The organism is Actinophytocola oryzae (genome assembly GCF_004364325.1).
Taxonomy (GTDB): Bacteria; Actinomycetota; Actinomycetes; order Mycobacteriales; family Pseudonocardiaceae; genus Actinophytocola; species Actinophytocola oryzae.
On sequence record NZ_SOCP01000002.1, the window covers coordinates 103,441 to 127,483 of the forward strand.

Below are 24,043 nucleotides of genomic sequence, written 5' to 3' on the forward strand. Positions count from 1 at the left end.
GTTCGGAATGGGCAGGACAGATCGGGTGCAATACGTCGAGACGACGATCGAGGTGGCGGGGGATCCGCTCGACCTGTCGGCTCGACTGGCCGAGGCCGGACCGCACGGCGAGTTCGTCGTCTACGAGAATGCCGGGCAGTGGTCCTATGCGGGCGGGGTGCTCGCCGACGTCACCCTCGACCGGGACGGAGCCCGGCTCAGCGGCGTGCGTACCGCGCGCCTGCCCTGGAGCGACCAACCGTTGCGCCAGGTCGACAGCCTGCTCGCGATGGTCCCGGTCCGGGGCTGGCGGGCCTATGGCACCGCGGCGTTCGAGCTGTCCTACGCCAAGAACGGCGATCTCGAGCACGTGGACGACCAACCGCTGCTGCACCTCGTGGTGCCCAGGAGCGAGGTGCGCATCGGCGCCGGCCGGGCACAGGTGCGCTCCACCAACCCGGCGACCCTTGCCGTACTCGTCGACCTGCTTACCAGTCCCGCCGAACGTCGTGAGCTGGACGCGGTTCCGCTCGACGTCAGGCAGACCGGCCGGGACGCCTACCGCGACGCGGTCGCGCGCGCGGTCCAGGACATCGCCGACGCGCGGTTGCAGAAGGTCATCCTGTCCAGGCTCGTCCCGGTGGACGAGGAAATCGACCTGGTGGGCACCTACGTGCTCGGTCGCAGCAAGAACACCCCGGCACGGTCCTTCCTGATGCGGCTCGGCGGTCTCGAAGCCGCCGGGTTCAGCCCGGAGATCGTCGTCAGCGTGACCGAGGACGGCACGGTCGTCAGCCAGCCGCTGGCCGGCACCAGGGCGCTCACCTCGGACGCCGCGACCAACAGCCGGTTGCGCGGGGAACTGCTGTCGGACGAGAAGGAGATCTACGAGCACGCGATCTCGGTGAAGGTCGGCAACGACGAACTGCTCACCGTGTGCGAACCGGACTCGGTGGGGGTCCGCAACCTGATGACGCTGGAGGAGCGGGGCAGCGTCCAGCACATCGCCTCCCGAGTGACCGGCAGGCTCGCCGCCGGGTATGACGCGTGGGACGCCTTCGCCGCCGTCTTTCCCGCGGTGACCGCGTCCGGGGTGTCGAAAGAGGCCGCCTACGAGGTTATCCGCGACTACGAGACCGAGCGTCGCGGCCTGTACAGCGGCGCCGTGCTGACCGTGGACGAGTCAGGAGCGATGGACGCCGCGCTGGTGCTGCGGACCATCTACCGCCAGGACGGACGGACCTGGCTGCGGGCCGGCGCCGGCATCGTCGGCCGGTCCCAGCCCGACCGCGAGTTCGAGGAGACCTGCGAGAAGCTCGACAGCGTCGCGCGTTTCCTGGTCGCCGCCGAGGTCAAGGCGGAGGTGCGCGCGTGAGGACCGACAACGTCTACCTCTCCGGGATCGGCTGTGTCGTGCCGGATCGAGTGAGCACCGAGCACGCGGTGGCGCAGGGGTGGTACGACGAGGCAGCCCGCGAGGCGTCGGGAATCCTGTCGGTCGCGGTCGCCGAGTCGACGCCCGCGCCCGACATGGCCGTCGAGGCGGCGAACCTCGCGATCCGGCGATCCGGCCACGTCGAGGACGACTTCGGTGTCCTGCTGCACAGCCACGCCCACCACCAGGGCCCGGACGCCTGGTCGCCCGCGCACTACATCCTGAACAACACCCTGGACCGGCCGATACCGGCGATCGAGGTCAAGCAGGGTTGCCTCGGCGGACTGGCCGCGCTCGAACTGGCCGCGACCAGGCTGCTGGCCAATCCCAGCCACCCGGCCGCGCTGGTGACCGCCGCGGACAACTTCTCCATCCCACTGGTGGACCGGTGGCGGACCTCCTCGGCGTTCGTGCTCGCCGACTCCGCCGCCGCGGTGGCGCTGTCCCGTACCGGCGGGTTCGCCAGGCTGCTGGCGATCGGTTCGGTGTCCGACGCCCGGATGGAGGCACTCGACCGGGGCGGCGACCCGCTGTTCCCGCCAGGGGTGACCGTCGGCGAGCCGTTGGACTTCGACAAGCGCCGGGAGTACATGCGGGAGCAGTGGGCGTTGGGTGTCACCCCGCCCATCGGCTACTTCGGCGACAGGATCGTCGCGGTCACCGAGACGGTGCTCAAGGAAGCAGGCGTCACCTTCGACGAGATCGCCAGGGTGGCGCACCCCGGCTTCGGGTGGGCATCGCTGGAAGCGATGTTCCTCGACCCGCTGGAGATCGACGCCGAGCGCGGAACCTGGGACTACCTCAGACGAGTCGGGCACGCCGGGGTGACCGAGGTGTTCCTCGGGCTCGAGCACCTGTGGACGTCCTCGCGGATCGGCCCCGGCGACCGCGTGCTCCTGGTGTCCTCCGGAGCGGGCGCCTCCATGGGCGCGGCGGTCGTGGAGATCCTCACCGCCTACCAGTCGGGGACGGAGAACTGACGTGTTGGAAGGAAGCACGCCGTGGCCGGCTGAGGTGGCACGGCGATACCGGACAGCGGGACTGTGGCGGGGTGAGACTCTCGGCGCCCTGCTGCGGACGGTGGCCGCCGAGCACGGCGAGAGCACCGCGCTGGTGCACGGCGACCGCCGGATCAGCTACCTCGAGCTCGACGGCAGGGCGGACCGGATGGCCGCGGGCTTCACCCGCTACGGCATCACCTCGGGTGACCGGGTCGTGGTGCAACTGCCCAACGTGCCGGAGTTCGTCGCGGTGTGTTTCGCCCTGTTCCGGCTCGGCGCCATACCGGTGTTCGCGCTGACCGCGCACCGCTCGCAGGAGATCGGGCATCTGTGCCGGATCACCGGTGCGGTGGCGTACGTGCTGCCTGGTGTGCACCGGGGGTTCGACCACCGGGTGCTGGCCAGACAGGTCCGCTCCGGTGCACCAACGCTGCGGGTGTTGTTCAGCCTCAGCGGCCAGGGCGGCGACGTCATCGACTTGTCCGCCGTGGACGCCGAACCCCGCGAGTTCGCTGAGCCGGACCCGTCCGACGCGGCGTTCTTCCTGCTCTCCGGCGGGACGACGGCACTGCCGAAGGTCATCCCGCGCACCCACGACGACTACACCTGTCAGGTGCGTGCCGCCTCCTCGGTGCTCGGCATGTCCACATCGGACGTATACCTCGCGGTCCTGCCACTGGAGTTCAACTTCACCTGGGGTTGCCCGGGAGTGATCGGCACGTTGGTCTCCGGCGGCACGGTGGTGCTCGCCGACGCCCCCACGGCCGACGACTGCTTCGCCATGATCGTCAGGGAGCAGGTCACCGTGACCTCCTTGGTGCCCAGCATCGCCCAGCTGTGGTTGGAGGCCGCGGAGTGGTCCGACGCGGACCTGTCGAGCCTGCGAGTCGTGCAGATCGGCGGCGCCAAGCTCCAGCGGTCGGTCGCCGAGCGGATCACCCCGGTCCTCGGTTGCGAGCTCCAGCAGGTCTTCGGCATGGCCGAGGGACTGCTCACGCTCACCAGGCTCGGCGACCCGACGGACGTGGTGCTGGGCACCCAGGGCAGGCCGCTGTCCGAAGAGGACGAGATCCGGATCGTCGGGCCGGACGACCGGGACGTCGCCGCCGGAGAGGTGGGCGAACTACTCACCCGAGGTCCGTACACGTTGCGGGGCTACTACCGCGCGACCGAGCACAACGCGATCGCGTTCACCGAGGACGGGTACTACCGCAGCGGCGACCTCGTCCGCCTGACCGCCGACGGCGACCTGGTCGTCGAGGGCCGGATCAAGGACGTGGTGATCCGAGGCGGCGACAAGATCTCCGCGGCCGAGGTGGAGGGGCACCTGCTCGGCTATCCGGGAGTGCTGCGCGCGGCGGTGATCGGCGTGCCGGACGACTTCCTCGGGGAGCGGACCTGCGCCTATCTCGTGGTGACCGGTGAACACCCATCGCTGCACGACCTCAAGGGCGCGCTGCGGGACCGGGGACTGGCCGACTACAAGCTTCCCGACCGGGTCGAGTTCGTCGACGAACTCCCGGTCACCCCACTGGGAAAGGTCGACAAGAAGGCGCTGGTGCTCCTCGCCGACCAGGGCCGCCCAACGGTAGCGAAACAGAAAGGCTGACATGGACACCGATTCCCGGTCGCCCACGCAACCACCCGGTGAGCAGGAACTGCGCGAAATCCTGGCGCCGCTGATCGACACCCGGCCAGAAGACATTCCCGGCGACACCAACCTGATCCTGCTGGGCATGAGCTCGATCGACATGATGCGGCTGGTCGGCCGTTGGCGCAGGGCGAAGGTGCCGGTCGTCTTCGAAGAGCTGGCGTCGGCCCCCACGCTGAACGGCTGGCTCGCACACCTCGACGGACTGCGGACATGAGCGCCACCGCGGTGGTCGCCGACCTCGATCAGGCGTCCGTCGTCCACGGCGTGCACGGCGCGGACGGCGCGTCCGAATGGAAGGCCTTCGCCCGACGCCATGACCTGTTCGGGTTCTGGGAGGCCGTCGAATGGGCCGCGTTGCCACCGGGCGGGATCAGCGGCGAACACGTGCACACCCGGACCGAAGAGCTGTATTTCATCATCTCCGGCACCGGGATCATGCTTCTCGACGGTCACGAACACCCGGTGCGGGCCGGTGACCTGATCGTCAACGGCATCGGCACCCGGCACGGCCTGGTCAACGTGGGGGACGACCGGCTGACCTGGCTTGTCATCGAAGTGGTCGGCCCACGGATGGCGGCCGTCTATTCCGAACACCAGAAGCGGACCGAATTGGGGGACGACGATGAGCAACGCCGTGGTAATCAATCTTCGTGAGGTGCGGGAGATCGACGCACGCGTCTTTCTGAGCGGGCCGCTGGGCCGGATCCGGCTACCGCGGTTCGAGCCGGGCCAGCAGGAGACGCTGGTCGCCGAGGACCAGGAGCACGCCCTGTTCACCGTGCGTGGCAACGGAACCGCGGTGACCGGAGCCACGACCGTCCCGCTGCGCGCCGGCGTCGCGCTGACCCTGCCGCTGGGCAGCAGCGTCACGGTGGAAGCGGGCGACGAGGGCCTGGAACTGTTCATCGCCAGCCTCAGCACTCCGCAGGCCGCAGGAGTGTCTCGATGATCGTCACCAACGCCGGCGGACTGAGCCGCACACAGGACGGCAGCGCCTGGCGCTGTCTGGCCCGTCGCGGGATGTTGCACAGCGAGTGCGAGGCCTTCGACTACCTCCGGCTGCCGCCGGGCGGCACACGGGACGGGCGTGGCCGGGAGGGCGTCGACGCGGTCTGGTTCGTGCTGAGCGGCGAAGGGGAGTTCGTCTGCGGTGCCGATGGCTCCGTTCCGCTGCGCCCCGGTGACCTGGTCTTCTGGTCCGGGGGATCGCGCGGGTCGTTGCGCAACCCCTCCAGCGGCCACCTCGAGCTGTTGTCCTTCGCGGTGCTGCCCACCGAGGTGACCGACCGGCTTCCCGCACGGATCCCGGTTGCTCCCGCGCCCCTGACCGGAGCCGACCATGGATGATCGACTGATCGTCACGACCCTGGACGAGCTGTCCGAGGTCTACGAGATGCACGGCGGCGACAAGGTCGCCAGGTGGAAGTGCCTGACCCGCCGCAACAACCTGTTCGGGCCGTGGGAGGCGGTGGAATGCTCGTTTCTGCCACCGGGCGGGGCCAGCGGAGTGCACCTGCACAGCAGGACCGAGCAGTTCGACTACGTGGTGTCCGGTTCCGGCGTGATGACGATCAACGGCACCGACCACCCGGTCACCGCGGGCGATCTGCTCACCACCTGCCTCGGCACCCGGCACGGTATCCGCAATGTCGGCGACGACGACCTGATCTGGCTCGTCATCGAAGTCTCCGGGCCGGGGATGGCGCCTGGTGTGCCCGCACAGGACATCAGTGGCGACCGCGCTGAGGTGATCAAGCTCCGCGAGGTCCGCGATGTCGACGCGCTGGACTACCTGTCCGGACCGCTGCGCCGGGCCCGGCTGGTCCACCTCGAGCCGGGGCAGGCCGAGACCCTGGCGGCCGATGTGCAGGAGCACGTGCTCTTCACCCTCCGCGGCAGCGGGTCCGCCACGTCCGCGTCCACCACCGTCCCGTTGTCCTACGGGGTGTCGGTCGGGGTGCCGTTCCTCGGCGCGGTCACGGTCGAGGGCGGGGCGGACGGACTGGAGTTCTTCGTGGTCAGTCTGGTCGTCCCGGCGAACGCAGGTGGTGCGAGATGATCGTCTCCAACTCCGGTGACGGGCTCACCAGAACCGTCGACGGCGGCGCGGGGGAAGCGGTGTGGCGGTGTCTCGGGCGCCGGGGGATGTTGTTCAGCGAATGCGAGTCCTTCGACTACGTCCGGCTCGCGCCGGGGGCCGTGATCGACGAGCGCGGCCGGGGCGACATCGAGGAAGCCTGGTTCGTCCTGCGCGGCAGCGCCGAGTTCGTCGACGACGGCAGGGAACCCCTGCTCGTCGGCGAGGGCGAGATGGTCTTCTGCTCCCACGCGGCAGGCGGTCAGTGGCGAAATGCCGGGGACTCCCCGGTGGAGATGGTGTTCCTCGCGCTGATGCCCACCTCGGTGAGCCGGCGGTTGCCGATCCGAACACCGTCCGACTGACAAGGGGAGAGGGGAGCCGTATGAGTCACCAGCGCATCGAGGTCGACGTCCTCGTCGTGGGTTCTGGGCCAGTCGGCGCGACCTTCGCGCGCACGCTCGTCGAAGGCGGGCGCAGCGTGATGATGGTGGACGCCGGACCGCAGCTCTCCCGTCGTCCTGGCGAGCACCTGAAGAACCACTTCTCCTACCAACACAGCCACGAACGCTTCGGCGCCCTGGTCCGAGGACATCTGCACCCGCTGTCGAATCCCGCCCACGATGCGGCCGAGCGCGACCCGATGATCAGCCTGGACGCAGGAGTCGCCACGTACGCCGTCGGCGGGATGGCCACCCACTGGACCGGCGTGACACCCCGCCACCATCCGTCCGTCGAGCGGTCCGACGCCATCGCGGCCGCCGAGTGGGACCAGCTCTACGGGGAGGCCGAGGCGCTGCTCGACACCGGCACCAGCCTGACCGAGGACGCCGTCTCGCATCAGGTCGTGCTGGCCGCGCTCGCCTCGGAGTACCCGGAGCTGCCCGCCGCGTACGGGGTGCGGCACCTGCCGATGGCGGCGCGGCGCCGCACCGACAACCCCCGGCTCGTGCGCTGGACGGGCGCCGACACCGTTCTCGGCCCACTCGCGGACGGCGGCCGCGACGAGTTCGTGCTGCGCGAACAGCACCTGTGCCGTCGGCTCGTGCCGTCGGCGGACGGTTCGTGGATCGAGTACGCCGAGATCGAGGACCAGGTCGACTGGCGGACGCTGCACGTCACGGCGAGCACGTATGTCCTCGCCTGTGGTGCCGTGCTCACCCCGCAACTGCTGTACGCCTCCGGTGTCCGCCCGCCCGCGCTCGGCCGCTACCTCACCGAACAGCCGGTCGCGTTCTGCCAGGTCGTACTCGGCGACGACCTGGTCGACGGGGTGGCGGCCGATGCGCGCTTCGCCGAACGGGTGGCCGCCCACCGGGCACGCCATCCCGGTGATCCACTGCCGATCCCGCTGGACGACGCCGACCCGAACGTGTGGATCCCGGTGTCGCGGGACCGCCCGTGGCACTGCCAGATCCACCGCGACCTGCCCTACGCGGACACGGCGCCGAACGCGGAGATCGACAACCGACTGGTGGTCGACCTGCGCTGGTTCGGGCTCGTCGACCCGAGTCCGGCCAACCGGGTGTGGTTCTCCGACACCGAGCAGGACGTCTTCGGTCTGCCGCGACCGGGTTTCGAGTTCTCGCTCAGCGACCAGGATCGCGAACGACAACATCGGATGATGGCGGACCTGCGGCGGGCCGCGGCCGCACTCGGGTCGTACCTGCCGGGGTCCGAGCCACGATTCGTCGTGCCCACCCTCCCGTTGCACATCGCGGGAACCGTCCGGATGGGCACCGACGCCGACACCAGTGTGGTCGACCCAGGCTCGAAGGTCTGGGGCGTGCGGAACCTCTACCTCGGCGGAAACGGCCTCATCCCCACTCCCACCGCGAGCAACCCGACGCTGACCAGCGTCGCGATGGCCCTGCGGGCAGCACGCGGAATTCTCCGCACCGGACATCCATTCTCGGCAGAAAGGCGCGCAGATGAGCGGCCCAGGCTACTTGTTCCTCGGTGACGAAGAGAAAGCGCTGGTCAACAGTGCGCTGGACACCTGGCAGCTGAACAGGTACCGGTTCGACGAGACCGCCGAGCCGTCCATGGTGTTCACGCTCGAGCGCGAGTTCGAGCAGCACACGGGCGCCAGTCACTGCCTTGCCGTGAACAGCTGCACCTCCGCGTTGCTCACCGCGCTGGCGGCGTTGGGCGTCGGTGCGGGCGACGAGGTGATCGTCCCCGGTTACACGTTCATCGCGTCCATCGCCGCGATCGTCCACCGCGGCGCGGTCCCGGTGCTCGCCGAGATCGACGAGTCGTTGACCCTGGACCCCGAGGACGTGCTGCGCCGAATCGGTCCGGCCACCAAGGCCATCCTCGCGGTGCACATGCTGGGGGCTCCGGCGGCGCTGGACGAGCTGCGTCGGATCGCGGACGACCACGGCCTGTTCCTGATCGAGGACGCCGCCCAGGCCGCCGGTGGCCGCTACCGGGGTCGCGGCCTCGGCACCGTCGGCGACGCCGGCGCCTTCTCCCTCAACCTGTTCAAGATCATCACCAGCGGTGACGGCGGCCTGCTCACGATCGCGGACGACGCCGTCTACGAACGTGCGTTCGCCTTCCACGACCACGGATTCAAACCGATGCGCCATGGCATCGCCGACGCCGACTCGCTGTTCGGGATGAACCTGCGGATGCACGAACTGAGCGGCGCCGTCGCGCTCGGTCAGCTGCGCAAGATCGACGACATCCTGGGGACGCTGCGCAAGCAGAAGGCGGCGCTGTCCGACGCGATCGGCGAGTTGCCCGGCGTCGAGCGCAGGAAGATCAACGATCCGGACGGCGAATGCCACTCCTTCCTCGTCCTACGATTCGACACCGTCGACACGGCGCGGGCGGTGGCGGCCAAGCTCGGCACCGCCACGCTCATCGACTCGGGCCGGCACTACTACGGGAACATGCCCCAGCTGATCAGCCGGCGCATGCCCACCGCGTCGGAACACCCCTTCGGGTGCCCGGCCCATCCCACCGAACAGCGGTACACACCGCACATGCTCGCCCGTACCGACGAGATCCTCGGCCGGTCGGTGGCGCTGTCGGTCGGCGTGGTCGACGCCTATCTCGGCGCCGGCTTCGGTATCACCCCGCTCTCGCCGGCCGACGAGATCGCGGCCGTGGCCGCCGCGGTGAAGTCCGCTGTCAACGACGTGGTCGCGAGGACATGAACATGCACCCGATCGAATCGCAACCGGCGGAGGCGGGTTCCCCCGCTCACCACTGGCGGGTACAGGCCCAGCTGTCGGTCGACTACGAAGTCGAGATGACCAGCGGCGTCCTCGACCCGTCCAACCTGGCGTTGCTGGATGCGGGCACCACCGTCCGCGGGGACCGGCGTCGTCGGTTCGTCGTGGTCGACGCCGCTGTCTACGACATCTACGGCGACAACGTGCGCAAGTACCTCGAACATCACAACGTCGAACACCGCCTGTGCGTCCTGCCTGCCTCCGAGGAGGCCAAGACGATGGAGTCGGTGTTCACCGTGGTGAACGGGCTCGACTCGTTCGGCATCGCCCGCAGGCACGAGCCGATCATCGCCATCGGTGGTGGCATCGTGCTCGACATCGTCGGTCTGGTGGGCAGTCTGTACCGGCGCAGCACCCCGTACGTTCGGGTCCCCACCTCGTTGATCGGCCTGATCGACGCCGGGGTCGGCATCAAGACCGGCGTGAACCATGGCAGTCACAAGAACCGCCTGGGCTCCTACTTCGCGCCGACGGTGGCGTTGCTGGACCGCGACTTCCTGGCCACGCTGGACGATCGGCACATCAGCAACGGCCTCGCGGAGATCCTCAAGATCGCGTTGATCAAAGACGCGGAGTTGTTCCAGCTGTTGGAGGAGCACGCCGAGTTGCTGCTCGCCGAGCGGCTCACCGGTCATACGCAGACCGGTGACCTCGTCGCCAGGGACGTGTTCAGCCGCGCGGTGGGCGGCATGCTGGCGGAGCTGGCGCCGAACCTGTGGGAGAAGCAGCTGGAACGCGTGGTCGACTACGGCCACTCGTTCAGTCCTACGCTGGAGATGCGGGCTCTTCCCGAACTGCTGCATGGCGAGGCAGTGGCCGTCGACATGGCGCTGACCACGGTGTTGGCCGAGGGGCGCGGTCTGGTGTCCACACAGGATCGTGAACGCGTGTTCCGTCTGATGGGCAGGCTGCGGTTGCCCGTCTGGCACCCGCTGCTGGATGCCGAGCTGCTGGAACACGCGCTGCAGGAGACCGTTCGGCACCGGGACGGGTGGCAACGCATGCCGATCCCGCTCGGTATCGGCGCGGCCTGCTTCCTCAACGACCTCACCGCCGCCGAACTCGGTCTCGCGGCCGAGATCCTCCGAGAACTCGGGGAGAGGACCGAACCTGGGACAACGGCGGCCGAGCTGGTCGTCACCGATGTCGCCCGCCGGTCCACCGCCGCCGGGAATCGGATGATCCGCCGGTCCTCGCTGCCGCCTGGCGGCAGTCGGGAGGAGGAGACGAGGACCGGCACGAACTTCCACTTCGTGCTGGCCGGCCACGGCGAACTGCGCGTCGACGACGTGTCGCACGACCTGCGCCCCGGCTACCTGGTCGCCACCGGAGCCGGGGCCGTGCACCGGTTCGCGAACCAGGGCACGGAGGACCTCAGCTGGTTGGTGATCGAGGTGTCCGGAACAGACGAGGCATCCGTGTCTGCCACGGGAGGCGCCGCATGACCCGGCGGCGGGGCCTCCCCGGGGCCACCGCGGTGCACCATGTCGCCTACACCGTCCCGGATCTGGCCCAGGCGGTCGAGTTCTTCGTCGAGGTCATCGGTGCGGAGCTGGTCTACACCGAGGGCCCGGTGCAGGACGGCGAGGGTGACTGGATGACCCGCAAGCTCGCCGTGGACGCCGCGGCCACCGCACGGGTCGCGATGCTGCGGTTGGGCCCGGTGACCAACCTGGAGCTCTTCGAGTACACCGCGCCGGACCAGCGAAGGCAGCTTCCCCGCAACAGCGACTGGGGCGGCCACCACCTGGCGATCCACGTCACGGACGTCGACGCCGCCGCGGCCTATCTGCGAACCCGACCGGGCGTCCAGGTGCTCGGCGACCCGGAGACGATCACCGACGGCCCGATCGCGGGGGACCGGTGGGTGTACTTCCTGACACCGTGGGGGATGCAGCTGGAGTTGATCAATCTGCCGGCTGGAGCACCGTTCGAGCAGCGAACCACCGCGCGGCTGTACCAGCCGGACCAGCCCTGGGCCAACCACTGAGGAGCATCGTGACCGATCCGTCAGCACAGACCGCGCTCGTCCCCGCCGGCCAAGGACCGACGACCTGGTTCGACGGCAACGTCTACACCGTCAAGGCGAGCGCCGAGACCACCAACGGCGCCTTGTCCGTCCTGGAGTCCTCGATCCTGCCGGGAAACGGTCCGCCGCTGCACGTCCACACACAGGAGGACGAGGCGTTCTACGTGCTGTCCGGCCGGCTGAGTTTCACCGTCGGCGACGAACAGTTCGTTGGCAAGGCGGGGGATTTCGTCTTCGTCCCACGAGGCACACCGCACTGTTTCACGAACGTCGGCGCCCACGTGGCTCACACGATCTTCGTGTACACCCCCGCCGGGTTCGAGAAGTTCTTCGTGGAGGCGGGAGACCCGGCCGTACCTGGCATGCCGATCCCGACCTGGGGACCTGCGGAATTCGAACGGGCGACGAAGATTGCCGCCCGCCATGGGTGGGAGGGCCCACGATCCGAGCAGGAGGCTGGTCGTCAACGAGCTGTCAACGCAACCTGACGACACCGCCAGGTGACCGGCTTCTGCGGCCGAACAGTGGCTGGGTGATGCCCTCCGGTCACAGAGACAGAAGGAACGGGAAGACGGCCGGTCCGCCGGTCCACGACGACTTGGTCCGATGCGACTGCACCGCCACAGCGGCGAATCGGCTGTGGCCGCTCGACATCACCGAACACCGCACCGGTGAAGGAAAGCCGTATCTGTGCGCTGGTCAAGGACGTCTACTCCCATCGGATCGTCGGCTACTCCCTCGACTCCAGGACGAAGTCCCGACTCGCCGTCACGGCGCTCACCAACGCGGTCGCCCGCCGCGACGAGGTCGCCGGTTGCGTGGTGCACGACCGACCGCGGCTCGCAGTTTCGGTCCGGGAAGTTCGTTCGTGCCCTGGTTTGGTTCGCCGGATAGTTGGTGTCGAGTTCCGTCGCGGTGGACCAGTCCCACAGGATTCGGGTGGGTTCTCGGGTCAGGCGCGGCAGATGTCCTGCGCGTGCCGCAGCGACGAGCCGGTCTGGTCGATGTCGAACACCTGCGCGGCCTGCACGCTCCTTTCCAGTGCCTCGGCCAGCGGCTTGTGCGTCGAGTCGGTCTCGGCCATGGCGGCGGCGAGTTCGGATATCCCGGACAGCCGTCGTATGTCCGCCAACTCGAAGTCCCGGGTGATCGGTTCCGTGCGCACGACGAGCCCGCACAGCGCGTCGTAGTCCTCGTCGACGTTCGTGCCCGAGCTGAGTGCCCACGCGAGGCCGAGCCCACCAGCGCCGATCGCGAGCCCGATCGCGACACCGACGACCACCCCGCCCCACCGTCGTGTGGGCGGTCCGTAGCTGGGCGGTCCGTAGGCTGGAGGTCCCTGGAACGGTGGTCCGGGAGGCTGTGGATACCCGTGCGGCACCGGGTCCTGTGACGGCACGCCCTGCGGTTCGGTGCCCGGTGTGTTCATCGTTCTCCTCCGGTGGTGGGTCGCATTCCCTCTGGATCATGCCGTATTGGGGTCTTCGTGCGAAGGTCTCGCTCCGACCGGCGGGCACCGGCCTTCTGCTCGGGTTCGGTGAAAGGCGGTTGGTCGTAGCATCGATTCCGACGAGGAGGAGCGAACGCCGGAGGACGACCAGACGAGTACGCAGGCCGGCTCCGCTCCGACGGTCGCCTTTCGCGGTGCGCGAGCCGGTCGCCGGAGGCAACGGCCCCCACAGGCAAGCGCGGCGTCGTTCTGGTTAGATTGCGCCCCGACCTGCTGGCTCTGTCGTGTCCCGGTTCGTTGCCCGCGTTGACCGATCTGGCCATAGCCGGCAACTCCTACCAGAGCGAAGGGGCCAGTGCCGTGAAGATCGTGTTCGCCAGCCTGCCCGCCTACGGGCACCTGTATCCGATGCTGCCGCTGGCGCAGACCTGCGTCGACGCCGGTCACGACGTGATGGTCGCGGCAGGCGGGCCTTTCCTGACGGAGCTGCCGTTCCGGACCGTCCAGGGCATCCAGGACGGAGTGACCCTGCGCGACCTGAGGCAGGAGGCGAGCCGCGACACCCCGGCGGCAACGGGCATCGAGTTCGCGGCGCGGATGTTCGGCGCGACCGGAACCCGTTACGTGGAACCGGTCCTGCGGGAGCTGTTCGAGCGGGAACGCCCGGATCTCGTGGTGTACGAGCTGCTGGACCTGGGTGCGGCCGTGGCGGCGGCACGCCTCGGGATCCGCGCGGTGGCGATGGGTCTGGTGTTGTGGAACCCGATGTTCGCGCGGTTCTACGAACTGGCGGGTGCCGACCCGACCCTGTTGCAGGACGGCTACCTGGACTCGATACCGCCCTCCCTGCAGACCCCGGGCCCGCTACCCGAACGGCGGCAACCGATCCAGCCCGCGCACTGGGTTCCTCCCATCCCGCTGCCGGCGTGGTTGCCGGACCTGCCGCGCAAGCGGGTGTACGTGACGCTCGGCACGGTGGTGTTCGACGCGGTCGACGTGCTGCGCCGGGCGATACTCGCGGTGGCGGGCCACGATGTCGAGGTGCTGGTGTCGGCGGGGCCGGGCAGCGACCCCGCGTTGTTGGGCGAACTGCCGGCGAACGTGCACGTGGAGCAGTTCGTCTCACAGCCCGAGGTGTTGCGCCACGTCGACCTGGTCGTCCATCACGGTGGCTCCGGCACGATGCTGGGGTCGCTCGCCGAGGGCATACCGCAGTTGGTCCTGCCGCAGCGCGGGGACCATCCGTTCAACGGGGCGGCGCTCGTACGCGCGGGAGCGGGACGGGTACTGGCCAACGACGAGCAGACGCCCGACGCCTTGGGGGAGGCGATCGGGGTGTTGCTGTCCGACTGCCCCGAACGCGTCATCGCCAAGCACATCGCGACCGAGATAGCCATGATGCCGAAACCGTCACCTGCGCTCCTCGAGTCCTTCTGATACGCGAAGGCCCTTCCGTAGAACCTGGAACTGCGTGGCATCCCTGTCGAGGACCTGATTCCGCGCGGCGACGGCGATTGCCCGCCGATCTTCTGCGTGTACGAGAGCGGTGGCACCATCGGTCTGCGGTCCGCGCGCCCAGTCGGCGCGGTGAACGACTGGTGCGAGGAGCGGACCCGGCAAGAGGCTCCGCGGTGTGGACCCGGCGCGGCGAGGTCTTCGCCGTGCACGCCGCGGGCAACCGCCCCGCCGTGCACTTCGGTTGGCTGGCGGCCCTCGCCGCCGGTCGCCGGGTCGCGGTGCGGCCGTCCCGGCGGGAGCCGTTCACCTCGCACCGGCTGGTGTCCGCGTTGCGTGTCAGTAGCGTAGAACGAGAGCTGCACCACGCGGCCAAGGGTGCGAAGCCGGCCTAGCGTACGCCCACACATGACCATGGGCCCGGCACAAGGCCGGGCCCATGGGGTCATGCTTCTGCGTGGAGACCGGTCACGACGTCGGAGTCTCGACCGGCGAAGCCTCCGTGTTGACGATCTCCTGGCAGCTCTTTGCCTGCTCGTAGGCGGCCTTGAGTTCCGGGTTCGCCCCGAAGGACACCGTCGGGTCCACCTCGCCGAGCGCCGACAGCTCCTGTCCGAGCGTGGTGAACGCCTCCTGGAACGCCGCCGGGTCGTCGACCGGTGCCGCGGCTGCCTTGGCCTTCGCGCTGGCCACGGTCTGCTTGGCGGTGCCGAGCTGGTCCTGGAAACCGGTGGCGGTCTCCTCACCGTTCTTGACCGGCGGGGCGCCAGCGTCGTCCACCGCACTTGCCATGCTGTCGAGCGCCGTCTCCACCTTGCCGAGGTACTCGACCATCGAGTCCTTGGTGACCTGCAGGTTGTTCGGGTCGACATCAGGCGTGTCGGCCAACGCGGTGACGTCTTCCTTCATCGACGAGCACACCTCTTCGGCCCAGGCGACAGCATCCTCGTCGGCGCCACCCGACTCCGCGCTGGAGCCGGTGTTGCTGGTGCTGTTCGAGGCGGTGTTCTCGCCACTGTCACCGCAGCCTGCCACGACGAACGCGAGCAGTGCTGCCGCCACCGCGGTGGTCAGTTTGGTCATGTGACTTCCTCCCAGTAGTTACGCCTCGCCACGGTCTTCCATCGCCGTGCCGCGGCGCTGTGACACGGCGATGGCCGCAGCGATGAGTACCACGCAACGACCGCCTTAATGATCCGAATCGCGGTGTTTGCGTCGTCGCCGACGGAGAGGGTGACGATCGCCGAGGCGATCAGCAGCGGGTCCAGGCTCATGACCTTGATCAACGGGTTGTTCGGCGGGTGGGCGGTGTCCTCGGCAGGGTCGCCGACTGTGTCGTTAATCACGGTCGTGGCGGCCGGCGACGATTGGCGCCAGCACGGCGAGCAGGCCGGGGAGTGGCCCTTTCACGCAGCGAGTCACGCGTGACCATGGCCGCCAGCAGACTCGTCTCCTTCGAGCCGCGCGCACTCGTTCCGCTTGGACGGTCGTATCGCGCCGGCTCGGTACTCGACATCGGGCCGGACACGGGTACCGACGGGCAACATCCGTCGATCGCCGCGGTCGGGGAGCCGAGGGCTGGTCGCCGAGCCGGTCACTTTCCTTTTGACAGTAAGAGATCTTGCGGGTAACCACCACATCGCGGTTACGGTCGGCAGGTCGAGGGAGCAGAGGGGGAATGGGGAATGGCGTCGACGCACGCGGATGTCGCCGTTGTCGGTGGTGGGATCATCGGCAGCTGTGTTGCCTTCTACCTCGCGAAGAGGGGTGCGGACGTCGTCGTGCTCGATCCGGCGCCGGGTCAGGGAGCCTCGGCAGGCAACGCGGGAATGTTGGTGCCGAGCCAGTCCGTCCCGTTCGCGAACCTGACCACGGTGGGGGCGTGGCTCGGCGCGCTGGCCCACCGCGACAGCGCCATCAGCTTCCGCCGCCCGCTGTCGCTGAACCTGTTGCCGTGGTTCGCGCACCTCATGATCGAAGCCCGTCCCGGTCGGAGCAGGCGCACCACCGAACTGCTGTACCACCTGGCCCGTCGGAGCCTCCAGCTCTACGGGGAACTGGTTGACACAGAAGGGATCGACCTGCCCCTACGGTCGGCCGGTTCGCTGCGGGTGTTCCGCAGCGCGTCCGGACTCCTGCGCCAGTACCCGGTGTTGCGCACGCTGGCCGGCTTCGGTGCCGAGTTCGAACTGTTGGGGCCCCGTGCCCTGCGGCGGGCCGAACCGGCACTGCACACGGGACTGGCCGGCGCGGTCGACTTTCCCGGTGACCGCAGCCTCGATCCTTCGCGGACCACACACGCCATCGCCGACGCCGCCCGGGCTCGGGGCGCGCGGTTCCAGGCCGACCGTGTCCTCGGGGCCCGGCGCACGGGCGGGCGGGTCGAGTCGGTGACCACCGACCGCGGCACGGTCCGGGCCCGCTGGTTCGTCGTCGCCGCCGGTGCGGCCAGTGCGCGGGTCGGGCGGCTCCTGGGGGTCCGGCTGCCGGTGCGGCCCGGCTACGGCTGGAGCCTCACCTATCCGACCGATCACCCCCTCCTGCGGCACGCCGTGATGCTGGAAGAGGACCACGTGGTGATCAACTCCCGGGAACGCTCGGTGCGGTTGACCACCGGGATGGAGTTCGGCGGCACCACGCACGACGAGCCGCGCGCCGGCGCCGCCCCGTGGCTCGACGCCGTGGCCCGGTCCTACGTGCCCACGCTGCCTGCCCGCGAGACCGCGGCGGCACCCTGGCGCGGCGCCCGACCGATGACGCCGTCCGGCGTTCCGCGCGTCGCCCGTGTCGGCGCGAACGTCGTCGCCGCCACCGGCCACGGCACGTTGGGCATGACGCTGGGCCCCGTGACCGGGCAGCTGGTCAGCGCGCTCGTCACGCCCTGACCGGCTCCGTCCATTCGCGACACTCGGAGAGAACCCGTGAACGATCTGCACGAACGGATAGTGGTGGGCGACGCGCACAACGACCTGCTGGCCATCGTGGCCCTGCGCGACCCGGACCGCTGGGGGAGCTACTTTCGCGACCACTGGTACCCGCAGCTGGTCGCCGGCGGGGTGAACCTCCAGGTACTTCCCATCATGATCGACCGCGAGTTCCGGCCCGAGGGCGCGCTGCGGCGCACCCTGCGCATGGTCGAGGCCGCGCACCGGATCGCCCAGCAGAACGCCGACGTCGTCGCCCTGTGCCGATCGGGGGCCGACATCGACGCCGCGCTCGCCGCACACCGGGTCGCACTGGTCCTCGCGCTGGAGGGGTGCGCGCAGCTGGACGAGGACGTCGAGCTGCTGGCGACCATGGTCCGGCTCGGCGTGCGCATGGTGTCGCTCACCCACTTCGGTCGCACCGCGCTGGCCGACGGCTCGGCCGAACAGGACACCGGTAGCAGGCTCTCCCGGGCCGGGGCGGCGGCGATCGCGCTGCTCGACCGGCTCGACGTCCTCGTCGACGTGTCCCATCTCAACCCGGCGGGTGTCGACCACGTTCTCGAGCTCACCACGCGGCCGGTCGTCGCGAGCCACTCGGCGGCGTTCGCTTTGCGTGCCCACCACCGGAACCTGACCGACGACCAGCTCCGGGCCATCGCCGCCACCGGTGGGGTGATCTGCCTGAACCTCTACGCCGGCTACCTGACCGAGGACGAACCCACGATCGACCACGTCGTCGACCACATCGTCCACATCGGACGGATTGCCGGTGAGGACCACGTCGGCATCGGCTCCGACTTCGTCGCCGAGCTGTTCGCGGAGACGGTGCCGGCCTGGCACCGCCCGCTGATCGTCGAGGGCACCGACGGCGAACGGCTCGTGCCAGGGCTGTTCGGCCCCGCCGGCCTGCCCCACCTCACCACCGCTCTGCTCGGCAGGGGCCTGTCCGAGTCCTTCGTCACGAAGGTCATGGGCGGCAACCTGCTGCGCCTGCTCCACAACCGACACTCCGGAAAGGACTGACATGGACAACGCGAACGCACTGTCGCCCCAGCAGATCGACGAGTACCGGACCACGGGCTACCTCGTCCAGGAACGCGTCTTCGACGAGGACGAGGTGACGTGGCTGCAGGCCGAGGCCGCGCGGGAGTTCGCCGCGGGCGGTGAGCGGGTCACGGTCGAGGAGGGCACCGACATCGTCCGCGGCGTGCACGGCTGCCACCTGTACACCGAGGCGTTCGGCCGACTCGTCCGCTCGCCCCGGCTGCTCCCGGTCGCCGAGCAGCTACTGGACGACGACGTCTACGTGCACCAGTTCAAGATCAATGCCAAGCGGGCCTTCAAGGGCGAGGTGTGGGAGTGGCACCAGGACTACACGTTCTGGCACCACGAGGACGGGATGCCCGCGCCCCGCGCGCTGACCGCCGCGATCTTCCTCGACGAGGTGACCGAGTTCAACGGCCCGCTCACCTTCGTCCCCGGCGGCCACGACGACGGCATGATCGACACCGAGGTCAACGGCGAGGGCTGGGCCGGCACCCTGGCCGCGAGCCTCAAGTACTCGGTCGACATCGACACGATGCGCAAGCTGATCGAGCGCAACGGCATGGCCGCGCCGAAGGGCCCGCGCGGCTCGGTCCTCTGGTTCGACGCCAACATCCCGCACAGCTCGGTGCCGAACATCTCCCCGTTCGACCGCGGTCTGCTGCTGATCACCTACAACAGCGTGGCGAACAGGATCGACCTCGCCCGCGGCACCCGGCCCGAGTGGCTCGCCGCTCGCGACTTCACGCCTCTGACCGCCCTGCACTCGATGTCGTCCTGAGGACGCGATGACGACCTCACTCGCGCACCGCGTCGCCGTGGTGACGGGCGCCTCGTCCGGGATCGGCGCGGCCACCGCCCTGGCGTTGTCGGCGGCCGGGGCCCGCGTCGCACTGCTCGCCCGGGGCTCGGCCGCGCTGGCTGGGGTCGCGTCGACCCTGCCCGGCGAGTCGCTGCCGGTGCCGACCGACGTCGCCGACGACGCCCAGGTGGCGGCGGCCATGGACCGCGTGGTGGCGAGGTGGGGTGTGCCCGACCTCGTCGTCACCTCGGCCGGGGTGTCCCACCCGGCACCGCTTTCCGGGCTCACCCCGGAGCTGTGGCGGGAGACCGTCGACGTCAACCTGTCCGGCACGTTCTACGTCGCCCGCGAGGCCGGCCTGCGCATGCGGGCGGTCGGCGTCACCGGGGACATCGTCACGGTCGGCTCCGAGCTGTCGGTGATCGGCATGGCCTCCTACGTCGCCTACTGCGCGGCGAAGGCCGGCGTGCTCGGCCTCACCCGTGCCCTCGCGGCCGAGCTCGCGCCGCTGGTCAGGGTGAACGCCGTCTGCCCCGGGCCGGTCGACACGCCGATGCTCGCCGCGGAGTTCGCCGCCGAGGGCGACGCCAGCACGGCACGGGCGGAGACCGTCGCCCGCGTCCCGTTGGGACGGTTGGCCACCGCGGACGAGGTCGCGGCGGCGGTGTGCTACCTCGTCGCCCCCACCACCTACGCCACCGGAACGGTGTTGAACCTGGACGGCGGCACCACCTGCGTCTGAGAGGAAGTCCATGCGTGCCAACAGGATCGTGCACACCGTCGAGTCGCACACCGAGGGCATGCCGACGCGCGTCGTGGTCGGCGGCGTCGGCGCGCTCCCCGGCGTGACCATGGCGCAGCGCCGGTGCTACGCCGTCGAGCACCGCGACGACCTGCGCGCCCTGCTGGTCCGCGAACCCCGAGGGCACGCCGCGATGTGCGCGGCGCTCCTGCAACCACCCGCACGGCCCGACGCCGACGCCGGCGTGCTCTACCTCGAACACGCCGGCTGGCTGCCGCTGTGCGGTCACGGCACGATCGGGGTCGCGACCGTCCTCGTGGAGACGGGCATGGTCGAGGTGGCCGAGCCCACCACGACGGTGCGCCTGGACACCGCGGCCGGCTTGGTGGTGGCGGAGGTCGCCGTCTCCGGCGGTGTCGCGCGATCGGTGACGATCGACAGCGTGCCGTCGTTCGTGCTGGAGCGCGACCGCGAGGTCACGGTCACCGGCGTCGGCCCCGTGCGCTGCGACATCGCCTACGGCGGCAACTTCTACGCCATCGCCGAGCTCGCCGACCTGGGTGTCCCCTTCGAACCCGGTGCCCGGCAACGGATCGTGGACGTCGGTATGTCCATCATGGACGAGATCAACGCGGCGGGCCCGCCGGTCCACCCCGAGGACCCGTCGATCGTGGGCTGCGACCACGTCTACCTCGCCGCCCCCGGTTCTACGGCGCTCCGGTCCCGCCACGCCATGGTCATCCGGCCCGGCTTCCTCGACCGGTCGCCGTGCGGGACCGGGACCGGGGCGCGCATGGCCCAGCTGCACGCCCGCGGGGAGCTGGAAATCGGCCGGGAGTTCCGCAACGAGTCGTTCCTCGGCACGCACTTCACCGGCACACTGGTCGCCGAGCGCCGGGTCGGCGAGCACCGGGCCGTGCTGCCCCGGATCACCGGCCGGGCCTGGCTGACCGGGACGGCGCAGCTCGTCCGCGACCCGGACGACCCGTTCCCGACCGGTTTCGAACTCTGAGCCACGATGACCACCGGCTCCCTGTGGCGGTTCCTGCTCGTGGCCCTGCTGGGCGGGATCAGCTTCCCCATGCTCAAGCTGACGCTCGCGGGCGTGACCCCGGCCCAGCTGGTGTTCGGCCGCCTGCTGCTCGGCGCGGTGGTGCTGCTGGTCCTGGCCGGCGTGCGCGGTGTGCGGCTGCCGCGTCCCGGCGGCGTGTGGGGCCATGTGGTCGTGGCCGCGCTGCTGGGCAACGTGGTGCCCTTCATGCTGCTGTCCCACGGCGAACGCACGACCGACGCCGCGGTCGCCGGCATCCTGGTCGGCAGCACCCCGCTGCTCACCCTGGCGCTGGCGGCGGTGGCGCTGCCGACCGAGTCGGTCACCCGGCGCAAGGTGATCGGCCTGCTGACGGGCTTCTGCGGGCTCGTGGTGGTGCTCGACCCGTGGCACCGGCCCATCGGCTCCCTCGGCGGGCAGCTGGCCTGCCTGGGCGCGGCCCTGTGCTACGCGCTGTACTTCCTCCACATCCGCAGGTACCTCTCGCCGCTGGGGCTCGCCCCGGTGTCGCTGATCGCCGCGCAGCTGTGCGCGGCCACCGTGCTCCAGGCGCCGCCGGTGCTGGTGGAGGGGGCCACGCCGCACCTCACCGGCGAGGTCGTGGCCGGCATGGTGATCCTCGGCCTGCTCTGCACGGGGCTGGGCTACACGCAGCTGTTCCGGCTCATCGGCGAGGTCGGGGCGGCCACGGCGTCCGCGGTCAACTACCTCGAGCCGGTCTTCTCCGCGCTGATCAGCACCGTCCTGTTGGGAGAGTCGCTCACCTGGACCATGCTGGCCGGTGGCGCGGTGCTGCTCGGCGGCCTGGCCTACGCGGAGAACCGGCTCCGGCGACCGCGGTGGTCCGGCGTCGCCGGGGAGGTCCCGTGAGCGCGGCGGCGTGGGTGCGCGCGGCGGTCGCCGACCTGGACATGATCCGCGCGCGTGACCCGTCGTGCGCCTCGCGGACCGAGGCGTTGCTGCACCCCGCGCTGCCGGCGATCTGGACCTACCGGGTGGCGCACCGGCTGCACCGCCGCGGCCTGCGCCGCACGGCCCGGTTCCTGTCCGGCCTGGCCCGGGTGCTCTGCGGCGGCATCGAGATCCACCCTGGCGCGCGGATCGGCCGCGGCTTCTTCATCGACCACGGCACCGGCGTGGTGATCGGCGAGACCGCGGTGATCGGCGACGACGTCACGATCTTCCACCAGGTCACGCTCGGCGCGGTCGGCTGGTGGCACGACCGGGCCCGGCCCGCAGGCGCGCGCAGGCACCCGCTGGTCGGGGACCGGGTGGTGATCGGCGCGAACGCCACGCTGCTGGGCCCGATCACCGTCGGCCCCGACAGCGTCGTCGGCGCGCAGGCCCTGGTGATCGACGACGTGCCGGGCGGGTCCCGGATCCTCGCCCCGCCTGCCGGGCCGTACCGCCTGCGCACCACGGCCGTCGTCGTCAACTTCCCGACCTGGTGAACCCCGACAAATCGACACGGAGGCATGTGTGACGACCACGACCCGGCGTTCCCCGGTGGACTCGTTCGCCGACCTGATCGGCGGCACCCCGTTGGTGCGGCTGGACTTCGGCGCCGACGCGGTGGCGACCGTCTACGCCAAGCTTGAGTCGGTCAACCCGCTGGCGAGCGTCAAGGACCGCACCGCGCTGTTCATGATCGAGGGTGCCGAGCGGCGCGGTGAGCTGCACCGCGGCACGAGCACCGTCGTGGAGGCGTCGTCGGGCAACACCGGCATCGCGCTGGCCGCCCTGTGCGCGGTCCGCGGCTACGCGTGCGTGATCGTGCTGCCCGACGACGTGACGGCCGAACGGATCCAGCTGCTGCGGTCCTTCGGTGCCGAGGTCGTGCTGTCCCCGTACCAGGACGGCTACGCGGCGGCCGTCGCCCTGGCCGAGGAGATCCACCGCGCCCGCCCCGGCTCCTGGTACGTGTGCCAGCACGAGAACCCGGACAACGTGGCGGCCCACTACACCACCACCGGCCCGGAGATCTGGACCGACCTGGACGGCGACGTGGACCTCCTGGTCTGCGGCTACGGCACCGGCGGCACCCTCACCGGCTCGGCCCACTACCTGAAGGAACGCAACCCCGCCCTCCACGTGGTGGCGGTCGAACCGGACCGCTCCCCGCTCCTGAGCCAGGGCCGCGGCGGACTGCACGCGATCCCCGGCCTCAACGGCGGCTTCCTCACCTCGACCACCGACGTCACCTGCGTCGACGAGGTCCTGACCGTGACCGACGACGAGGCCAGGGCCGCCGCCCAGGCCCTCGCCCGCACGGCGGGCCTGCTGGTGGGCATCTCCTCCGGCGCGGCCGCCCACGCCTGTCGCACCCTGGCCGTCCGCCCCGACCTGGCCGGCAGGACCATCGTCACCGTGTTCCCGGACACCGGCGAGCGCTACCTGTCCGCCCTGAGCGCCGGATGACGGTGGCCTCATTCGGGTGGGGTCTGGTAGCAAGTTTCGCGTCGTCGTCGCTTCGGGGGTGTTCGTCGCGGGAGCCGTGGTGCAGCGTGCACTACCGGCGTCGTAGCGCTGCCGGGATCGTCCGTCGGCCTTCTGGTTGACAGAGTCTCCTGTGGAAGATCCTGGGACGGAAGTACGAGGGGGACGGATGAAGGCAACGAGCAGGGGGCTTCGGTGCACGGCGGTCGTGCCGGCCATGCGAGGTTCCGCGACGACGTCGGGTCGTGGTTCGAACACGGTGGTTGCCGAAGGCACGTGCAGGATGCGGGGGCGGCCCGTTGCGGCCGTGCCGGCGAGTTGACCTGGTTCGGTTCGACCATGAACGAGAGGTTCGGAAGCCGGCAGGGCGCCGCGACGGATGAGCGGGTCCGGGCCGTGTTCAGCCTGCTTTCCAGCTGGCGGACCGCGTCGGCCATCGGTTCTCTGGAGAGTGGCCCCAAGCGGTTCGGTGCCCTTCTCCGGGAGATGGACGGGGTCAGTCCCAAGGTGCTCACGCGGACGTTGCGCCGTCTGGAGGGGTTCGGCATGGTCAGGCGGCAGGTCTACCCGGCCGTTCCCGCGCATGTCGAGTACTCGCTCACCAAACTCGGGGAGAGCGTGGCGGCTCCCTTGCTGGAACTGCGGTTCTGGGTCGAGACCAACACCGGCTCGCTGGGAGGTGACGGGTCGGAGGAACGGTGAACCGCCTGCGGTGG

28 protein-coding genes and 1 pseudogene are annotated in these 24,043 nt (G+C 70.1%); 26 read left to right on the forward strand and 3 right to left on the reverse strand.

The window, feature by feature from the left end:
- Positions 1–25: 25 nt before the first annotated feature.
- From CLV71_RS04475 to CLV71_RS04540, 15 genes and pseudogenes are all read left to right on the forward strand, one after another.
- Positions 26–1,354 (forward strand): salicylate synthase, encoded by a 1,329-nt coding sequence (locus CLV71_RS04475; RefSeq protein ID WP_243866223.1) that lies wholly within the window; start codon positions 26–28, stop codon positions 1,352–1,354.
- On the forward strand, positions 1,351–2,394 hold the full coding sequence (locus CLV71_RS04480; protein WP_133901326.1) for a ketoacyl-ACP synthase III family protein: 1,044 nt from the start codon (positions 1,351–1,353) through the stop codon (positions 2,392–2,394). Before CLV71_RS04475 ends, CLV71_RS04480 begins: the two co-directional genes overlap by 4 nt.
- Position 2,395: 1 nt before the next feature.
- The gene (locus CLV71_RS04485; protein WP_166663928.1) at positions 2,396–4,024 is read left to right on the forward strand and encodes a (2,3-dihydroxybenzoyl)adenylate synthase; all 1,629 of its coding nucleotides are present in this window, start codon (positions 2,396–2,398) and stop codon (positions 4,022–4,024) included.
- Position 4,025: 1 nt separating this feature from the next.
- A complete protein-coding gene (locus CLV71_RS04490) occupies positions 4,026–4,283 on the forward strand; it encodes a phosphopantetheine-binding protein (protein WP_133901327.1) in 258 nt (85 codons plus the stop codon).
- The gene (locus tag CLV71_RS48365; RefSeq protein ID WP_208297384.1) at positions 4,280–4,723 is read left to right on the forward strand and encodes a cupin domain-containing protein; all 444 of its coding nucleotides are present in this window, start codon (positions 4,280–4,282) and stop codon (positions 4,721–4,723) included. Before CLV71_RS04490 ends, CLV71_RS48365 begins: the two co-directional genes overlap by 4 nt.
- A gap of 1 nt (position 4,724) precedes the next feature.
- Positions 4,725–5,018, forward strand: coding sequence for a cupin domain-containing protein (locus tag CLV71_RS48370; RefSeq protein WP_243866224.1), 294 nt, complete (start codon positions 4,725–4,727; stop codon positions 5,016–5,018).
- Entirely contained in the window at positions 5,015–5,416 is a 402-nt protein-coding gene (locus CLV71_RS04500; protein WP_133901328.1) for a cupin domain-containing protein, read from the forward strand. Before CLV71_RS48370 ends, CLV71_RS04500 begins: the two co-directional genes overlap by 4 nt.
- Entirely contained in the window at positions 5,409–6,128 is a 720-nt protein-coding gene (locus CLV71_RS04505; RefSeq protein ID WP_133901329.1) for a cupin domain-containing protein, read from the forward strand. The genes CLV71_RS04500 and CLV71_RS04505 overlap by 8 nt, the downstream gene beginning before the upstream one ends.
- Complete coding sequence (locus CLV71_RS04510; protein WP_133901330.1) at positions 6,125–6,511, forward strand: cupin domain-containing protein; 387 nt, start codon at positions 6,125–6,127, stop codon at positions 6,509–6,511. Before CLV71_RS04505 ends, CLV71_RS04510 begins: the two co-directional genes overlap by 4 nt.
- 20 nt (positions 6,512–6,531) lie before the next feature.
- Positions 6,532–8,109, forward strand: coding sequence for a GMC oxidoreductase (locus CLV71_RS04515; protein WP_133901331.1), 1,578 nt, complete (start codon positions 6,532–6,534; stop codon positions 8,107–8,109).
- Positions 8,078–9,313 (forward strand): DegT/DnrJ/EryC1/StrS family aminotransferase, encoded by a 1,236-nt coding sequence (locus tag CLV71_RS04520; protein ID WP_133901332.1) that lies wholly within the window; start codon positions 8,078–8,080, stop codon positions 9,311–9,313. Before CLV71_RS04515 ends, CLV71_RS04520 begins: the two co-directional genes overlap by 32 nt.
- Before the next feature lie 2 nt (positions 9,314–9,315).
- On the forward strand, positions 9,316–10,836 hold the full coding sequence (locus CLV71_RS04525; protein ID WP_243866225.1) for an iron-containing alcohol dehydrogenase: 1,521 nt from the start codon (positions 9,316–9,318) through the stop codon (positions 10,834–10,836).
- Entirely contained in the window at positions 10,833–11,381 is a 549-nt protein-coding gene (locus tag CLV71_RS04530; protein ID WP_133901334.1) for a VOC family protein, read from the forward strand. Before CLV71_RS04525 ends, CLV71_RS04530 begins: the two co-directional genes overlap by 4 nt.
- An 8-nt stretch (positions 11,382–11,389) precedes the next feature.
- Positions 11,390–11,908 (forward strand): quercetin 2,3-dioxygenase, encoded by a 519-nt coding sequence (locus tag CLV71_RS04535; RefSeq protein WP_133901335.1) that lies wholly within the window; start codon positions 11,390–11,392, stop codon positions 11,906–11,908.
- Between the two features lie 80 nt (positions 11,909–11,988).
- Positions 11,989–12,296 (forward strand): annotated as a pseudogene (locus CLV71_RS04540) (transposase); the annotation flags it as partial.
- 76 nt (positions 12,297–12,372) lie between these two features.
- Here CLV71_RS04540 and CLV71_RS04545 read toward each other — a convergent pair.
- On the reverse strand, positions 12,373–12,702 hold the full coding sequence (locus CLV71_RS04545) for a hypothetical protein (RefSeq protein ID WP_133901336.1): 330 nt from the start codon (positions 12,700–12,702) through the stop codon (positions 12,373–12,375).
- Between the two features lie 474 nt (positions 12,703–13,176).
- Here CLV71_RS04545 and CLV71_RS04550 point away from each other — a divergent pair, with 474 nt between their 5' ends.
- Both CLV71_RS04550 and CLV71_RS04555 read left to right on the forward strand, forming a co-directional pair.
- Complete coding sequence (locus CLV71_RS04550; RefSeq protein WP_133901337.1) at positions 13,177–14,307, forward strand: glycosyltransferase; 1,131 nt, start codon at positions 13,177–13,179, stop codon at positions 14,305–14,307.
- 161 nt (positions 14,308–14,468) lie between these two features.
- Positions 14,469–14,720: a hypothetical protein gene (locus CLV71_RS04555; RefSeq protein WP_208297453.1), complete on the forward strand. Its 252-nt coding sequence runs from the start codon at positions 14,469–14,471 to the stop codon at positions 14,718–14,720.
- A 73-nt stretch (positions 14,721–14,793) separates the two neighbouring features.
- On the opposite strand, the gene CLV71_RS04560 is transcribed toward CLV71_RS04555, so the two are convergent.
- Together CLV71_RS04560 and CLV71_RS04565 are read right to left on the reverse strand one after the other, a co-directional pair.
- Positions 14,794–15,408, reverse strand: a complete 615-nt coding sequence (locus tag CLV71_RS04560; RefSeq protein WP_133901338.1) for a hypothetical protein — start codon at positions 15,406–15,408, stop codon at positions 14,794–14,796.
- Positions 15,405–15,671, reverse strand: a complete 267-nt coding sequence (locus CLV71_RS04565; protein ID WP_133901339.1) for a hypothetical protein — start codon at positions 15,669–15,671, stop codon at positions 15,405–15,407. Before CLV71_RS04565 ends, CLV71_RS04560 begins: the two co-directional genes overlap by 4 nt.
- A 339-nt stretch (positions 15,672–16,010) precedes the next feature.
- On the opposite strand from CLV71_RS04565, the gene CLV71_RS04570 reads away from it, so the two are divergent.
- The 9 genes from CLV71_RS04570 (at position 16,011) to CLV71_RS04610 (ending at position 24,029) form a co-directional block, all read left to right on the forward strand.
- Positions 16,011–17,210 carry an NAD(P)/FAD-dependent oxidoreductase gene (locus CLV71_RS04570; RefSeq protein ID WP_133901340.1) on the forward strand — a complete coding sequence of 400 codons (1,200 nt, stop codon included), beginning with the start codon at positions 16,011–16,013 and terminating at the stop codon, positions 17,208–17,210.
- Between the two features lie 36 nt (positions 17,211–17,246).
- On the forward strand, positions 17,247–18,275 hold the full coding sequence (locus tag CLV71_RS04575) for a dipeptidase (RefSeq protein ID WP_133901341.1): 1,029 nt from the start codon (positions 17,247–17,249) through the stop codon (positions 18,273–18,275).
- A 1-nt stretch (position 18,276) separates the two neighbouring features.
- Positions 18,277–19,077 (forward strand): phytanoyl-CoA dioxygenase family protein, encoded by an 801-nt coding sequence (locus CLV71_RS04580; RefSeq protein WP_133901342.1) that lies wholly within the window; start codon positions 18,277–18,279, stop codon positions 19,075–19,077.
- A gap of 7 nt (positions 19,078–19,084) precedes the next feature.
- Positions 19,085–19,840, forward strand: coding sequence for an SDR family NAD(P)-dependent oxidoreductase (locus CLV71_RS04585; RefSeq protein WP_133901343.1), 756 nt, complete (start codon positions 19,085–19,087; stop codon positions 19,838–19,840).
- A gap of 10 nt (positions 19,841–19,850) precedes the next feature.
- Complete coding sequence (locus CLV71_RS04590) at positions 19,851–20,852, forward strand: proline racemase family protein (protein WP_133901344.1); 1,002 nt, start codon at positions 19,851–19,853, stop codon at positions 20,850–20,852.
- Positions 20,853–20,858: 6 nt separating this feature from the next.
- The gene (locus tag CLV71_RS04595) at positions 20,859–21,761 is read left to right on the forward strand and encodes a DMT family transporter (protein ID WP_133901345.1); all 903 of its coding nucleotides are present in this window, start codon (positions 20,859–20,861) and stop codon (positions 21,759–21,761) included.
- The gene (gene epsC / locus CLV71_RS04600; protein ID WP_243866226.1) at positions 21,758–22,342 is read left to right on the forward strand and encodes a serine O-acetyltransferase EpsC; all 585 of its coding nucleotides are present in this window, start codon (positions 21,758–21,760) and stop codon (positions 22,340–22,342) included. Before CLV71_RS04595 ends, epsC begins: the two co-directional genes overlap by 4 nt.
- Before the next feature lie 28 nt (positions 22,343–22,370).
- On the forward strand, positions 22,371–23,309 hold the full coding sequence (locus tag CLV71_RS04605; protein WP_133901346.1) for a PLP-dependent cysteine synthase family protein: 939 nt from the start codon (positions 22,371–22,373) through the stop codon (positions 23,307–23,309).
- A 357-nt stretch (positions 23,310–23,666) separates the two neighbouring features.
- On the forward strand, positions 23,667–24,029 hold the full coding sequence (locus CLV71_RS04610) for a winged helix-turn-helix transcriptional regulator (protein ID WP_133901347.1): 363 nt from the start codon (positions 23,667–23,669) through the stop codon (positions 24,027–24,029).
- Positions 24,030–24,043 lie beyond the last annotated feature (14 nt).